Origin of the sequence: Methylosinus sp. Sm6 (genome assembly GCF_019802345.1) — a bacterium.
Taxonomy (GTDB): domain Bacteria; phylum Pseudomonadota; class Alphaproteobacteria; order Rhizobiales; family Beijerinckiaceae; genus Methylosinus.
Genome location: NZ_JAINDZ010000007.1, coordinates 13402 through 27991 on the forward strand (window position 1 = coordinate 13402; position 14590 = coordinate 27991).

The following is a 14590-nucleotide window of genomic DNA, read 5'->3' on the forward strand; positions in this document are numbered from 1 at the left end:
CGCGTCTATTGCGGATCAATTTTGCGGCTGCGTTCCGCCGCCGGAGCGGCCACGGGCGCGCATGAAGGATTCGAATTCCTCGCGATCGCGAGCGCGACGCAGCTCTTCGATATGCTCGGCGAATTCGCGTTCCGCTTCGGCGAGCTTGCGCCGCTCTTCCTCCAGCCGGGCGAGCTCGCTCTCGCGCCAATCGTCGAAGGCGACATTGCCCGAAGACCGCATGAAGCCCGGCCCGCGCCAGCCCTCGGAGCGGCTCTGCCCGGTGGCCTCGCGCCAGCGCGCCTGCAGATCGGCGGCGCGCTCCTGCGCGAACGCGAAGACATCGCCCTCATAGCCGAATTTTCGCTGCCACACCTTGAACAGCAGAATGGCGAGGCCGATCGGCCAGAAGACGATGAAGCCGAGGATGATGGCGAACAGCTCGACCGGCTTGAAGCCGCGTCCGCAGCCGCCGAAACGCTCATGCGGGTCGAAGCCTGCGCCGCTCGGGGATTGGCCCATGCGGGAGTGACGATGACAGCCCATGTTCGGACGCTCCGGTTCCTTTTCCATCGGCGCCGCGCGATCGGACAGTCCTTTCGACCGCGGCCGATGTGAATGTTATATACATTAACATAGCTGTTTCGCCAAGGGGTCGCCCGTCGCTTTCGCTTTTCCGCCGTTCTCATTGGCCGCCGGAGCCCTATGCTGGCGCGCGTTTTTCGATTCGAATCGCAAGCGATCATGACCGGCGACCAAACGGACCTGCTGCTCACGGCATTCGTCGTCCTGGGCTGCATCATGCTGCCGCTGATGCTACGCCTCGCGCGCAGTCGCCGGCTGCGCAACGCACGAGGGGTCGAGATGGCCGAGGCGGCGGATGTGCTGTCCCTCGGGGGCCGGCGTCGTCTCGTGCTGATGCGCGATCCTCATGCCGAGCGGCTCATTCTGATCGGCGGCCCCAACGATATCGTCGTCGAGCCGAATATCGATCACCCGGCGCCGGCTCCGATCGAGCCGCCCCCGCCGCCGCCCTCGCAGCTCCCGGGCCTGCCGCCGCTGGGCCTGTTGTCGGTCGGGGCCGGCGTGATGGTGGGGCTGCTCTGCGGCGCCTTCCGCCTCGCCCTGGAGAGCGCCGATCGTTTCCGCTCCACAATTCCAATCGCGTTGCACGACCGGCCCGCGCTCGGCTGCGCGCTGATGATCTTCGGGGCCGCCGCGGCGGCGTGGCTCGCCGCCTTTCTGGTGCGGCGCATCGTGCCTTCCGCCGTCGGCAGCGGCATCCCCCATGTCGAATCCGTCCTCCATAGAGACGAGCCGCCGGCTTCGCTCATTCTGCTGCCGGTCAAATTCATCGGCGGCGTGCTGGCCATCGGCGCCGGGCTGGCGCTGGGCCGCGAGGGGCCGTCGGTGCAGATGGGCGCGACGCTCGCGCATCAGATCGGCCGTCTCTTCCGCTGCGAGTGGCGCGACGCCGAGGCCCTGCTCGCTTCCGGCGCCGGGGCGGGACTGGCGGCGGCGTTCAACGCGCCGCTCGCCGGCTCGGCCTTCGTTCTCGAGGAGCTGCTGCGCCGCTTCGACATGCGCCATGCGACCGTCGCGCTCGGCGCCTCGGCCGGCGCCATCGCTGTGATGCGGCTCATGATCGGCCCGACGCCGGAGCTGCGCGTCGCGCCGCATTTCACGGCCGACGCGCTCGACGTTCCGGCGAGCCTCGCCCTGGGCGCCGCGGCGGGCGTCGTCAGCCTCGCCTATAATCGCGCTATTCTCCGCGCGCTCGATCTCGCCGACGATCTGCCTTGGCGGATCGAGCGAAAGGCGGCGCTGGTCGGCGCGGCGGTCGGCGCGCTCGCCTTTTTCGCGCCCGGCGTCGTCGGCGGCGGCGAAACGCTGACGCAGCGAACACTCGACGGCGAATTCACCCTCGCGACTCTCCTGATCCTGTTCGCGCTGCGCTTCCTGCTCGGCGTCGTCTCTTACGCAGCGGGGACGCCGGGCGGGTTATTCGCGCCGCTGCTCACGCTCGGCGCCGAGCTCGGCTTCTTCTTCGGCCTCGTCCTGCACGGCGCCGAGGCGCAGGAGAAGGGCATGGCCTATGCGATCATCGGCATGGCGGCCTATTTCGCCGCCGTCGTGCGCGCGCCGCTCACCGGCATGATCCTCATCACCGAGATGACCAATAGCTCCGAGCTGTTGCTGCCCATGCTCGCCGCCTGTTTCGGCGCCATGACCGCCGCCGCGGCATGCCGCAACGAGCCGATCTATGACGCGCTGAAGGCGCGCGCCGCGCGGCTCGCGCGACGGGCGGAGGAGTAGCGCTGCAGGCAGAGCGATCCGAGGAGCGAAAGCCCCCTCATCTGGCAAAGCTTCAGGCTGCGTCGGGAACGAGGCCGTCGTCGATCGACAGACGCTCGAGCAGGCTCTTGCGACGCTTGCGATCGCGCGGACGCGGCGGCTTGCGATTGTAATAGTCGAACAGGACCTCGCGATAGAGCTTCACCACCTGCCGCTCGTCGAGCGCGAACAGCATCCCGGCGGCGAGACGCAACAGCAGATAGACGGTTCCTTCGAACAGGAAGGCGCTCGGATGCGTGAACATCACCGGCAGCGCCGAGGCGATGACCGCGCCATAGAGCGAGGCGATCGCATAGCGCGGATTCTCTCGCGCCCACAGGAACAGGCGCAGCAGCTCGCGATAGCCGACGAGATTGACGAGCGGCGAATAGAGCTCGACGCTGAACATGCCGTTCTGCACATCGACGATCGCCCGCGCGAGGGCGACGATCGCCACGAGCGAATAGAAGATGGTGTCGCAACGGCGAAGGCAGAGCTCCTGGATGGCGTCGAAAGAAAACCCGCTTCTCTTCATGTCGGCTCCTCGAAGTCGAAAGGATGTCGCGCCAAAAGAGCCGCAAATCCGGCGCCGATCACGATGACGGCAGGGTGAAATTCAGCTCGCAGCATGCGCGCCGCTCCTGTAATACGTGGGATTTGGGAACGATCTGCGACCCGTTGTCGCGGCGGCGGGCGGCCTGCCCGGGCCCTTTGTGAGGCGCCCGGCGCCGAAACGACGGGCGCCTCGGGCGAACGGGGCCATGGCCTCCGGCGGCAAACCAAGTCATATTCACGACAAAGAAGATGGCGCTCGCATGCGGCGCCGGCGATCGGGGAGAACGCTCGAATGTCGGAAAAAATCTATCCCGTTCCGGAGGCGTGGCAAAAGGTCGCGCGCATCGATTCCGAGAAATATGAGGAGCTCTACCGACGCTCGATCGACGACCCGAACGGCTTCTGGGCCGAGCAGGCCCAGCGCATCGAATGGATCACGCCGTTCACGCGCGTCAAGGATGTCAGCTACGACACGCATAATGTCTCGATCGAATGGTTCGGCGACGGCACGACCAATGTCGCGATGAATTGCATCGACCGCCATCTGCCGCATCGCGCCGAGCAGACCGCCATCATTTGGGAGGCCGACGATCCCTCGCTCTCGCGCCACATCACCTACGCCGAACTGCACGAGCAGGTGTGCCGCTTCGCCAATGTGCTGAAGGCCCACGGCGTGCGCAAAGGCGATCGCGTGACGATCTACATGCCGATGATTCCGGAGACCGCCTACGCCATGCTCGCCTGCGCGCGCATCGGCGCCGTGCATTCGGTGGTGTTCGGCGGCTTCTCGCCGGACGCGCTCGCCGGACGCATCGAGGACGCGCAATCGGATGTCGTCGTCACCGCCGACGAGGGCGTGCGCGGCGGCCGGCGGATTCCGCTCAAGGACAATGTCGACGCGGCGCTGGAAAAGACGCCGGCGAAGACCGTCATCGTCGTCACGCGCACCGGCGCGAAGATCGACATGAAGCCGGGCCGCGATTTTCGTTACGAGGACGAGGCGAAAAAGGTTCCGGACGATTGTCCCTATGCCGAGGTCGGCGCCGAGGACCCGCTGTTCATTCTCTATACGTCCGGCTCGACCGGCAAGCCGAAGGGCGTGCTGCACACGACCGGCGGCTATCTCGTCTACGCCGCGCTCACCCATGAGCTGGTGTTCGATTATCGCGACGGCGAGGTGTTCTGGTGCTCGGCCGACGTCGGCTGGGTCACGGGCCACAGCTATATCGTCTATGGCCCGCTCGCCAATGGCGCAACGACGCTGATGTTCGAGGGCGTGCCCAATTATCCGACCGTCTCGCGCTTCTGGGAGGTGATCGACAAGCATCAGGTCGACATCTTCTACACGGCGCCGACCGCCATTCGCGCGCTGATGGGCGCGGGCGAGGAGCCGGTGAAGAAGACCAGCCGCAAATCGCTGCGCCTCTTGGGCTCGGTCGGCGAGCCGATCAATCCGGAGGCCTGGGAATGGTATCACCGCGTCGTCGGCGAGGGCCGCTGCCCGATCGTCGACACCTGGTGGCAGACGGAGACCGGCGGTATTCTGATCTCGCCGCTGCCGGGCGCGACGGCGCTGAAGCCGGGCTCGGCGACCAAGCCTTTCTTCGGCGTGCAGCCGGAGATCGTCGACGCCGGCGGCACTATTCTGCAAGGGGCGACGGAGGGCAATCTGGTGCTCGCCGACTCTTGGCCCGGACAGGCGCGCACCGTGTTCGGCGATCACGAGCGCTTCGTGCAGACTTACTTTACCGCCTATCCGGGCAAATATTTTACCGGCGACGGCTGCCGCCGCGACGCCGACGGCTACTATTGGATCACCGGCCGCGTCGACGACGTCATCAATGTCTCGGGCCATCGCCTGGGCACGGCCGAGATCGAGAGCGCTCTCGTCGCCCATGACAAGGTGGCCGAAGCTGCCGTCGTCGGCTTCCCCCATGCGATCAAGGGCCAGGGCATCTACGCCTATGTGACGCTGATGGGCGGCGCGGAGCCATCCGAGCGGCTGCGCAAGGAGCTCGTCGATTTCGTCCGCAAGGAGATTTCGGCGATCGCCTCGCCGGATGTGATCCAATTCGCCCCCGGCCTGCCGAAGACGCGCTCCGGCAAGATCATGCGCCGCATCCTGCGCAAGATCGCCGAGAACGAGTTCGGCGCGCTCGGGGACACATCGACCTTGGCCGACCCGAGCGTGGTGGAGGATTTGATCAGGAACCGGCCGGCGGGGTGAGGGACGCGCGGGCGGCGGACCGAATATTCCCGCCCGCCGACGAATAAAGCGTTCCTCCTCCCGCTTGCGGGAGGAGGTGGCCCCGCGAAGCGGGGTCGGATGAGGGTCCGAGCCGATAATCTGACTCAAATCGATGTGAACGCGCCAAATATGGGCGAGCCGGGAGGCGCCCTCTACGCCCCGTCCTATGGCGGGACAAGAGGCTGGACATTCGCCCCGTTCTGCGGTCTATGCGTCTCGCCATTCGCAAGACCCGGGCCGCCCCCGCCGTCCCGGGATTCGCGCGTCCCCACGACGCCCCCGGCGTCCGCGCGCGCCACAGAAAGGTTAGGAATTTCCCATGGCCGCCAAAGCGATCCTGCATATGTTGAGCACGCTGAAGCATATGAGCCCGTTCGACGTCAATATGGCGCTCGACGCGGGTTTCGACGCGGCGATTCCCTACACCAATGTGACGCTCGACGAGGTGACCGCTCTGGTGCAGGACGCGATGTTCTCTCGCGCGCCCTCGGCGGCCCTGCGCACAGGAGTCTTCTTCGCCGGCCGTGACGCGATTCTCGCGCTCGACATGCTGGAGGCCGCCAAGGGCGCGCTGCTGAAGCCCTTCGAGATTTCGCTGTTCGCCGATCCCTACGGCTCCTTCACCACCGCCGGCGCCATGGTCGCCTTCGTCGAGAAGGTGCTGCGCGAGAAGAAGCAGCGCGAGCTGAAAGGCGCCAAGGTCGTCGTCTATGGCGCAACCGGCGTCGTCGGCTTCTCCTCCGCCGTCATCGCCGCGCTCGAGGGGGCCGAGGTGACCATCGTCGGCTATAGCGGTCTCGACCGCGTCGTGAAGCAGGCGGACGAGATCGAGACGCGCTTCGGCGTCAAGGTGAAGCCGGCAGACGGCAGCACCGCCGAGCATGTCCGCGCCCTGCTCGTCGAGCATGAGATCGCGCTCTGCGCCGCGCGCGCCGGCGTGCAGGTGCTGTCGAAGGACGACCTCGCCGCCGCCAAATCCTCGCTGCTGATCGCCGCCGACGTCAACGCGGTGCCGCCGCTCGGCGTCGAAGGCGTCGGCCTGCACGACAAGGGCGTGGAGCTGCCTTCGGGCGCCCTCGGCATCGGCGCGCTGGCCATCGGCGACATCAAATACGGGACGGAAGCCGGCCTGTTCAAGCAGATGACAACCTCCGACAAGCCGCTCTGCCTCGACTTCCGCCACGCTTTCGCCCTGGCCCGCGAGCTGGTCTGACCGCGGAACGGCAACGCCTCGGCGGCTCGGAGCGGGCGAAGCCGTTCCGAGCCGTCGACCCCATCCACCCGAGGCCATAGGGCGTCCCGCAAGAACGCCCAGGCCGACCGCCCCCTTCCCCAGGGGGCGCGCAGCGCGCTTCGAATTTCCGAAATCATCGACATTCCGCGCGCTCTTTGGACTTTCGGAGGGTTTCGACATGACGAGCGCGATCGGCTGGGACATCGGCGGCGCCAATCTGAAGGCCGCGCGCGCCGAGGGCGGGCGGGTCGTCGCCGCTGTGCAGCTTCCCTGCAATCCGCATTACGGGCTGGCGCGGCTCGAGGAGGCGATCGCGACGGCGCGCGAGCGGCTCGGCCCCGCCGAGCGTCACAGCGTCACCATGACCGCCGAGCTGTCGGACGCTTTCGAGACGCGCGCGGCCGGCGTCGCGACGATCGCCGCCATTTTCCTGCGCCAGTCCGGCGCCACTCATGCTCTCTTCTACGCCGGCGAGCAGGGCCTCGTCCCCTATGGCGCGATCCCGGCGACGGCGACCGCCATCGCCTCGGCCAATTGGCGGGCGAGCGCCGAGCTGGTCGCGCGGCAGACGCCCGAGGCGCTGCTCGTCGACATCGGCTCGACGACCACTGATCTCGTTCCGATTTCCGGCGGCCGCGTCACGGCGCAAGGCGGCGGCGACGCCGACCGCCTCGCCAATGGCGAGCTCGTCTATTCCGGCCTGCTGCGCGGCGACCCCGCGGCGACGCTCGCCATGGCCCCGCTCGCCGGGCGCTGGGCCCCGTTGCTGCGCGAGAGCTTCGCCACCATGTCGGACGTTCATCGCCTGCTCGGCGCGCTGCCCGGGGAGGCGGACGCCGAGCCGGCCGCCGACGGGCGCGGCAAGACGGCGGAGGCCTCGATCGCGCGGCTCGCGCGGCTCGCCGGCCGCGACGCGGCGGACGCCTCTCCCGAGCAATGGCGCGCCTTCGCCGCTTTTCTGGCGCGCGCGCAGATGCGGCTGATCGAGGACCAGATTGCCCTGCTGCGCTCGCGCGGCGCGCTGCGCGACGATGCGCCGATCGTCGGCGCCGGCGTCGGCCGCGGGCTGGCCGTGCGGCTCGCCTGGGCCGAGGGCCGCCCCTATCGCGACATCGCCGAATTCATCGAGGCCGCCCCACAGGCGGCGCCGACGGCCGCCGATTGCGCGCCGGCAGCGGCGCTGGCGTTGCTGCTCTAACGGCGTGATTCAGCCGATTTGAGCGAGCCTGAAGGCTCGCGGTCCATGCACAGCCTTGAACCGCGTGTCTTCAGGCTCGCACTCGACAGGCTTCAAATTCGTCGACGCGAGCCGCCTGGCGGCCTGCGGCGCTCGATCAGAACACTCGCGTCCCCGAGACGCTCGGCTCGTCCTCATCGCTCGGCTGCGCTCTCGCCGTCGTCGGCGATCGGAAGCGACACGTCGAGACGCGTGCCTCCCGGGGCGCGCTTCTCGATGGTCAAGCGGCCGCCGAGCGCCTGGACGCGCTCGCGCATGCCGATGATGCCGAGGCCCATTTGCGGGCGATCCGGAACGCCTCTGCCGTCGTCCTCCACCGTGATGCGCAGAGCCGCGCCGCATTCGGCTTCGGCGTCGCTGTCCAGCGGCTCGAATTCGATGCGAATGCTCGCCCGGCTCGCGCCGGCGTGGCGAAACACATTGGTCATCGCCTCCTGCACCACGCGATAGGCGGTCGAGGCGGTCTGCTCGTCCAAAGTCGACAGATCATGCGGCGCGATCAGCACGACGGCGACGTCCGGACGCGCGATCCTCCATGAGGAGATGAGGCCGTCCAGCACCGCGCCGAGGCCGAAATCGGCGAGGCCCCTCGGCCGCAACCGCCCCAGAAGGCCGCTGATCAAGCTCTGCAGGGCCTCGCTCGCCTTGCCGATATTGGCGCAGATCTGCCGCAGCCGTCCGAGATCGGGCGCGCCGCTCTCGGCGAGCTCGGAAATCGCATGGGCGCCGGCGCGGATCGAAAACAGGCAGGGCCCCGCCTCGTCGTGGAGATCGCGGGCGATCGCCTTGCGCTCGTCGTCCTGCACACGAAGGATCTCGCTGAGCAGCGATCTGTTCTCCGCCTTCACCTGGTCGAGCGTCGCCGCGAGCGAGTTCACGGCGCCGGCGATGCCGCGAAACTCCGTCGCCCCGGCGAGCGCGACGCGCACGTTGCTCTTTCCCGCCTCCAGCTCCGAGAGCGCCTGCTGCATGCGGCCGAAGGGCTTCAACGAGCATCTGACGATGACGAGGACGATCGCCAATATTGCGGAAGTCGCGAGCAGGCTGACGAGCGCGAGCCAGGAGACGTCCGACCAGATCTCGGAGAGCTCGTCGAGCGGATTGGACATGATCGCGATGCGCCCATAGTCGACGCCGCCGACGCGCACCGGAATGATCGAGACGCGCGGCGGCGCGTCGACGAGCTCGACGAACCAGCCGGGAACGTCCATCTCCGCCGAAGGACGCCGCGCCAGCGCCTCGACCGGCGACTCGCCCGCCGACAGCACGCGCACGTCGACATGGCGCAGCGTCCCGAGGCTCTCGTAAAATCGCTTCAGCGCCGGCGCCGGATCGGTCGTCTCCTGAATGCTCGCGACCGTCATCAGGACGAGCTCGCGCGTCAGACGCAGGCTCGTCTCGTCCTCCGCGCGGATGCGCGGTCCCGCGTGCAGGACGAGAATTGCGATATCGACCAGCAAGGTCGCGACGAGCACGGCTCCGATGAGCCAGCTCAATCTCGCCTTGAGCGACAGGAACCACATGTGAGACCGCCGGGTTGCCGAACGAAGGAAGAAAGTAGGGAGAATCGAGTCCGGCTGCGAGCCGCAACCTGGGCGTCGCGAACGCGAAGCGCCGGCGCCGCGAGCACAAGGAGAGAGCCTCGCCGAAACGGCTCGGCCGACGAGGGGGAGGATTGTTTCCCTTCACCCGATGGCGCTGTCCAGACAACGGAAGATTATTGACAAATCGAACAAGATTTCAACATAGTCCTCGATCCAGCGCAAAGAAGGGCCATGATGCGCGTCCTCATCGTCGACGACCATCCCATGGTGATCGAGGGATGCCGCGGCATGCTCTCGGGGCAGGCCGACATCGAAGTCATCGAGGCGCATGACGCGCAAGAGGCGCTGAAGTCGCACGCCTCGTCCGCGCCGGACGTGACGGTTCTCGACATCAACCTTCCCGACGCGTCGGGCTTCGATCTGTTGCGCTCCTTGCTCGAGCGCGATCGCGAATCGAAGGTCATCGTGTTCACGATGAACGACGATCCGATGTTCGCGGCGCGCTCGATCGAGCAGGGCGCGCGCGGCTATGTCGCCAAGAGCGAGGATCCCGCCAGCTTCGTGAGGGCGATCCGCGCCGTTGCGAGCGGCGAGCGCTATCTCTCGAGCGATCTCGCGCTGAAGGTTGCCTTTTCGGACAAGCGAACGGCCAATCCGCTCGCGGCGCTCAACGAGCGCGAGCTCGACATCCTGCGCCATCTCGCCGACGGCAAGGACATGACCGAAATGGCCTTTGCGATGAAGGTCTCCTACAAGACCGTCGCCAACAGCTGCGCGCTGCTGAAGCGCAAGCTCGGCGCGAGGTCGCGCTCCGACCTCATTCGCATCGCTGTGGAGAACCGCTTGTCGAAGAAGCTCAGCTGAGGCTTCGTCGCCCGTCATTGCTCCGACGGGCCGAAACGCTCCTTCAAGATGCGCAATGTCTCCGCTCTGCTGGCGCCGCCGCGACGCAGCGAAAAATAATAGCCGCACAGCTCGCCATAGGTCGCCTTGCCCTTTTTGGCGTCGACCACAGCCGCAAGCTCCTCGATGATCGTCGCGTAATCCTCCGACATGCCCTCTCTGGCGAGCATTTCAGCGAGCTGCGCGGTGCGGTTCGCGACCATGCGCTCGGTTTCGAGAAAGGAGAAGTCCGCGCGCGCGAGCGCCTTTTTCAGCGTCGCGACGCGCGCGTCGTCCGGCGTCGCCGCGCGGCCCTGCTCCTTGCTCGCGAGCCAGACGGCCGGATCGGCTTCGTCGCGCCGCAGCCACGCGCCCGGCGTCTTGTCCTCGACGCGAACCGCATCGCTCGACGGCGCCTCACCCTTGCTCCTGCCGTCATCACAAGCGCAGAGAGCGACGCAGCCGAGCGCGACGGCGATGCGCAAGGGCCGCATGCGCACCGCGCCTGTCGAAGCGATGAAGGCGATCGCCGCCATGAGCGCCGCCCTATTTCGCTTCCACCTTGCTCTTCAAGCCCTTCAAGCCGGAGGAGAGAAACTCCGACATCGCCGTGCGCGCGGCGTCGTCGCTGAGATTGTCCGGCGGCTCATTGCCGGTGTCGCCGCGATAGAGGCGGCCGTACCATTGCACCTCGCTGCCGCCGCCGGCCGCGGGCTTGATCGCGAATGTCACCGAATAGGAGCTGATCGGCAGCACGTCGAGATTGGGATCGGCCATGCGATAGGAATATTTGAAGGCGGCCGGATCATATTCATCGAGGCTCTCCTTCAACGTGCCGCCCTTGCGGAAGGTGAGCACGCGCTCCGCTCCGATCGCGTCGCCGCCCGTCGCCTCGACGCTCTGGATAGACGGATGCCACGCCGCGAGTCCGTCGAACTTGCCGGCGACCGCCCAGACCGCCTTCGGATCGGCGGCGATGGTGATCGACTCATTGACCTTGATCGGCGTCGGACCATGCGCCAGCGCCGGCGATGCGAGCAGCGCGGCGAGCAATGTCAGATAGATTTTCATGCGACTCTCCTTTCGGGGGGCTTGTTGGCTGCGCGAATGATCTCTCTTCGACGCGCGCGTTGCTCGAGCAAGGGCGTCGCGACGAAGGCGGCGAGCAGCAGCGCGCCCGCCGATGCGCCGAAGACGGGACGCATATCCAGCGCCGCCTCGCGCATTCGCGGCGTCGCCGCGGACCGGAATGCGCGCGCCAGCTCCGCGGCGCCGTCGAGATGCGTGTAGACGAGCCCGGTCCGATCGGCGAGCGTGCGAAGATAGGGCTCGCGCACGGACGACATATGCTCGACGCCGGCGGTCATCGTCGCGCCGAAGGGCGCGTTGCGGGCGTTGTAGCCTTCGCGCTGCTCGGCGCCGGCAGGCGGCAAGCCATGGCGATTCTCATGCGGCACGTCGTCGACGCCATAGAAGCCGATCTCGCGGCCTTCGTCGTTGAATTTGGGGATCGGCGACAATCGATAGCCGCCGACGCCGATGATCAGCCCTTTCGTCTCGCCGGGACGGCCGTCGAAAACGGGACCGCCCGAGGCCGGAAGCGGCGGCGCCTCCTGTCCATCGGTGAAGAACAGAACATCGGCGCGCAGCTCCTTCGCCATGTCGATCGCGCGATAGAGCCCGGCGGCGACATGGCTGTCTCCCTCCCAGGCCATGCGCCAGTCGAGCGCGTCGATCGAGCCGCCGAGCTGCGCATAATCGGCGCAGACCTCGATCGGCTCGTAGAGCAAAAACGGCCGCCGTTCGGAGAACACGCCGAGCGCGATGCGCGATGCGCAGGGCAGGCCCGCGATCATCTCGCGCAGCGCCGCCTTCACCGCGTCGAGCCGGCTCTGCGGACGCCCGTTCGCAGCATAGTCGCGCGTGTTCATGCTGCCGGTGATATCGACGACGAGCAGCGCGTCATAGCCGACGCGCGCCACTGAGATCTGCGGCGCGAGGAAGCTCGACGCCAGCAGCAGCGTTGCCGCGAGCAGCAGGAGGAGCCGCGGATCGCGCCAGTCGGGCCGCATCACGGCAGGCCCTTGGGCGCGCCGGGCGTGTCGGTCCACAGCTTCCTGGGATCGGCTTGCAGCTCGTCGCCCTGCTCCTGCTCGAAGGCCGGATAATCGCGAATGAGGCGCGAGGCGACGTCGTAATTATATTTCGCATCCCAAAATGCGGGCGCGAGCTGCAGGGCGCGGCGGTAGTCCCGCTTCGCCAGATTGACGAAGGGCGGAGCGGCGTCGAGCTCGCCACGCTCGATGAGATCGAATGTCTTGCGCAGCAGCGCATTGGCGACGAGATAATGCGCGCGCGCGCGAAGCGCCGCCTCGCCGCGTCGATCGAGCGCGTCGACGAGGAGGCGCGCGCGATCGACCTCGTCTCGTATCGTCAAAAAGGCGATGCGCGCGAGGAGCAGCTCGGGCGCGGCGCCCTCGCCGATCTCGACGTCATGCCCCGAGCGCAGCCGCTCGATGGCCGCGTTCGTCGCATGCGCGTCGCGCCATCGCGCGACCGAGGATAAAGTCGCCGCCGTGAGCGCGCACAGCCCGAGGACCAGCAGGAAAGAGCGCCAGTTTCGCCATGCGCCGCCGGCGGCGCGGCGCGCCCGCGCGATTTTTTCGTGCAGCGATCGGGCGGTCATGCGCCTTGCTCGCGCGTCGGCGGGCGAACTTCGGCGAGCTTGGCGAGAAGCAGCGCGACGGCGCAGCCGAGCGCAATGCCGAGGACGAGGCCGCTCAGCTCGTCGCGCGGACGCTTTTCGACATAGCGGACCGGACGCCGCTCCAGGCGATCGATCTGGGCGACCGCTTGCTCGGTCGCCGCCGGTCCCTCGGCCTCGAAGGCGCGGTAGGAGACGCGCAGCGATCGGAAGAAGAGATCGAGATGGCGCTCGGGCGCAGCTTGCGGCGTGTCGAATTCCGGGTCCGGCTCGTCGAAGATGCCGGCGCTGCCGGCGGTGCGCAGAAACAGCCAATAGAGAGCGACATTCGCCTTCTTCATTTCCGCACGCAGATCGTCCTGTATGCGCGGATCGATCACGCCGGCGCCATCCGACACGAGCACGATGGCGCGCGATCGATCGCGCTCGCCCGAGCCGATCATCGCCAGCGCCATCGCCAGCCCGCGCCCGATATTGGTGTAATCGAGGCCCGGACGATCGACGGCGTCGATCGCGGCCTTGATCGCCGTGCGATGGTCTGACATCGGCATCAACAGCAGGGGCGCGGTAGAAAAGCCGACGACGCCGACGCGATCGTGAGCGCGGCGATCGACGAAGCCTTGCAGCAGGCGTTTGGCCGCAGAGGCTTTCGACTCTTCGCTTCCCGCCGGCGTGCGTCCGGCAAAAGTCTCGTTCATGCTGCCGCTGCGATCGATGAGGAAGACGATATCCGCGCCTTCGCCGATCCGCTCATGTTCCGCTCCCGCGCGATAGGGCGCGGCGGCGGCGAGGATCGACGCGGCGATCGCGCCGGCGCCGAGCGCCTTCAGTCCGACGGCGACGGCGCGCGACACGCCGTCGCGCGGCGCCGCGTCGATAGCCGAAAAGCGCGACGCGCGCAGGGCGGAGCGCAGCAGCGGCGCGACAGCGAAGGGCAGGAACGCCAGGACCCAGAGAGTTTCGACGCCGAAGCCGCTCATGTCGCGCGCTCCCGCTCGGCGAGCGCGCCGGCGAGGCGTGCGAGCCCGCCGACATCATGATCTTTCTCGCGCGCGCCGCCGAAGAACAGGCGTTCGGACGCCGTGAAGAACCGGCGCAGCGGCGCCTCGAGCGGCGCATATTGCGGATGCGCGATCAGAAAGGCGCCGAGATCATGGCCGAGAATGCTGCGGCCGGCGGTCGCGTCGATGGCGCGATGCAGGCTTTGCGTCGCTGCGCGAATCTCCTCGTCGGCGCAAGCATGTCGCGCCTGCGCGCCGAGGCGGCGTGCGAGCCGCGCGAAGCGACGCGCGCGGCGCAAATGAAAGGGCGGCCAGCCGCGGTCGCGTGCGACGGCGGCGAAGGCCAGCAGGGTCGCGGCCGCCAGAATTGCAGCGACACGCTTCGGTCTCGCCTCGTCGATCTTCGGCGGCGCGCCATCCGGACGCAGATAGTCGACCGCCTCCGCGGCTTTCGTCGGCGTCACCTCCCGCAGCGGCGCGACGCCAACCGACCAGGCGGGTATCTGCAAGGTCTCGTTGCCCGCCGGATGCGAGAGGATCAGAGCAAAGCCGGGAATTTTAATGTCGCGCACATCGAGCGAGACATAGAAGTTCTGATAGGTGAGATGCAGGCGCCACAGCTTGCCGCCGTCGTCGCCGAGCGGCTCGAGCGCGACATCGCGCAGGTCGAGCGAAATCGTCAACGGTCCGGGGCTCGGCAGGGAAGCAGCTTGCAGCTCGGCGTCGGCGCTCGCGCGAATGTCGACCCAGGCATGAATGAGATCGCCGACGAAATAGCCGAACGGCCGCTCGGAATGAATTTCGGCGACGCTCTCCGCGCGGGCCGCGAGGGAGGACAGCAGCAGGAGGAGCAGCAAAGCAAATCGCATCGC

Annotated in this window: 14 protein-coding genes; 5 read left to right on the forward strand and 9 right to left on the reverse strand. The window is 67.6% G+C overall.

Annotated features, from left to right (window positions below):
- Positions 1-15: 15 nt before the first annotated feature.
- Complete coding sequence (locus K3F48_RS06605) at positions 16-525, reverse strand: DUF2852 domain-containing protein (protein ID WP_222574634.1); 510 nt, start codon at positions 523-525, stop codon at positions 16-18.
- A 198-nt stretch (positions 526-723) separates the two neighbouring features.
- On the opposite strand from K3F48_RS06605, the gene K3F48_RS06610 reads away from it, so the two are divergent.
- Entirely contained in the window at positions 724-2295 is a 1572-nt protein-coding gene (locus K3F48_RS06610; protein ID WP_222574635.1) for a ClC family H(+)/Cl(-) exchange transporter, read from the forward strand.
- Between the two features lie 52 nt (positions 2296-2347).
- Here K3F48_RS06610 and K3F48_RS06615 read toward each other — a convergent pair whose 3' ends face one another.
- On the reverse strand, positions 2348-2848 hold the full coding sequence (locus tag K3F48_RS06615; protein ID WP_222574636.1) for a hypothetical protein: 501 nt from the start codon (positions 2846-2848) through the stop codon (positions 2348-2350).
- A gap of 312 nt (positions 2849-3160) precedes the next feature.
- On the opposite strand from K3F48_RS06615, the gene acs reads away from it, so the two are divergent.
- From acs to K3F48_RS06630, 3 genes are all read left to right on the forward strand, one after another.
- Positions 3161-5095: an acetate--CoA ligase gene (gene acs, locus K3F48_RS06620; RefSeq protein ID WP_222574637.1), complete on the forward strand. Its 1935-nt coding sequence runs from the start codon at positions 3161-3163 to the stop codon at positions 5093-5095.
- Between the two features lie 340 nt (positions 5096-5435).
- Positions 5436-6329 (forward strand): NAD(P)-dependent methylenetetrahydromethanopterin dehydrogenase, encoded by an 894-nt coding sequence (locus tag K3F48_RS06625; RefSeq protein WP_222574638.1) that lies wholly within the window; start codon positions 5436-5438, stop codon positions 6327-6329.
- Between the two features lie 199 nt (positions 6330-6528).
- A complete protein-coding gene (locus K3F48_RS06630) occupies positions 6529-7548 on the forward strand; it encodes a hydantoinase/oxoprolinase family protein (RefSeq protein WP_222574639.1) in 1020 nt (339 codons plus the stop codon).
- A 173-nt stretch (positions 7549-7721) separates the two neighbouring features.
- Here K3F48_RS06630 and K3F48_RS06635 read toward each other — a convergent pair whose 3' ends face one another.
- Positions 7722-9110 (reverse strand): ATP-binding protein, encoded by a 1389-nt coding sequence (locus tag K3F48_RS06635; protein ID WP_222574640.1) that lies wholly within the window; start codon positions 9108-9110, stop codon positions 7722-7724.
- A 255-nt stretch (positions 9111-9365) separates the two neighbouring features.
- On the opposite strand from K3F48_RS06635, the gene K3F48_RS06640 reads away from it, so the two are divergent.
- Entirely contained in the window at positions 9366-9995 is a 630-nt protein-coding gene (locus K3F48_RS06640) for a response regulator transcription factor (protein ID WP_222574749.1), read from the forward strand.
- Positions 9996-10009: 14 nt separating this feature from the next.
- On the opposite strand, the gene K3F48_RS06645 is transcribed toward K3F48_RS06640, so the two are convergent.
- From K3F48_RS06645 to K3F48_RS06670, 6 genes are read right to left on the reverse strand one after another with little or no spacing between them, the layout of a single operon-like run.
- Positions 10010-10549, reverse strand: coding sequence for an MxaH protein (locus K3F48_RS06645; protein WP_222574641.1), 540 nt, complete (start codon positions 10547-10549; stop codon positions 10010-10012).
- 10 nt (positions 10550-10559) lie between these two features.
- Entirely contained in the window at positions 10560-11084 is a 525-nt protein-coding gene (locus tag K3F48_RS06650) for an SRPBCC family protein (RefSeq protein ID WP_222574642.1), read from the reverse strand.
- Positions 11081-12085 carry a vWA domain-containing protein gene (locus K3F48_RS06655; RefSeq protein ID WP_222574750.1) on the reverse strand — a complete coding sequence of 335 codons (1005 nt, stop codon included), beginning with the start codon at positions 12083-12085 and terminating at the stop codon, positions 11081-11083. Before K3F48_RS06655 ends, K3F48_RS06650 begins: the two co-directional genes overlap by 4 nt.
- On the reverse strand, positions 12085-12699 hold the full coding sequence (locus K3F48_RS06660; protein ID WP_222574643.1) for an MxaK protein: 615 nt from the start codon (positions 12697-12699) through the stop codon (positions 12085-12087). The genes K3F48_RS06655 and K3F48_RS06660 overlap by 1 nt, the downstream gene beginning before the upstream one ends.
- A complete protein-coding gene (locus K3F48_RS06665) occupies positions 12696-13697 on the reverse strand; it encodes a vWA domain-containing protein (protein ID WP_222574644.1) in 1002 nt (333 codons plus the stop codon). The genes K3F48_RS06660 and K3F48_RS06665 overlap by 4 nt, the downstream gene beginning before the upstream one ends.
- The gene (locus K3F48_RS06670) at positions 13694-14587 is read right to left on the reverse strand and encodes a nonribosomal peptide synthetase MxaA (RefSeq protein ID WP_222574645.1); all 894 of its coding nucleotides are present in this window, start codon (positions 14585-14587) and stop codon (positions 13694-13696) included. Before K3F48_RS06670 ends, K3F48_RS06665 begins: the two co-directional genes overlap by 4 nt.
- Between the last annotated feature and the right edge of the window lie 3 nt (positions 14588-14590).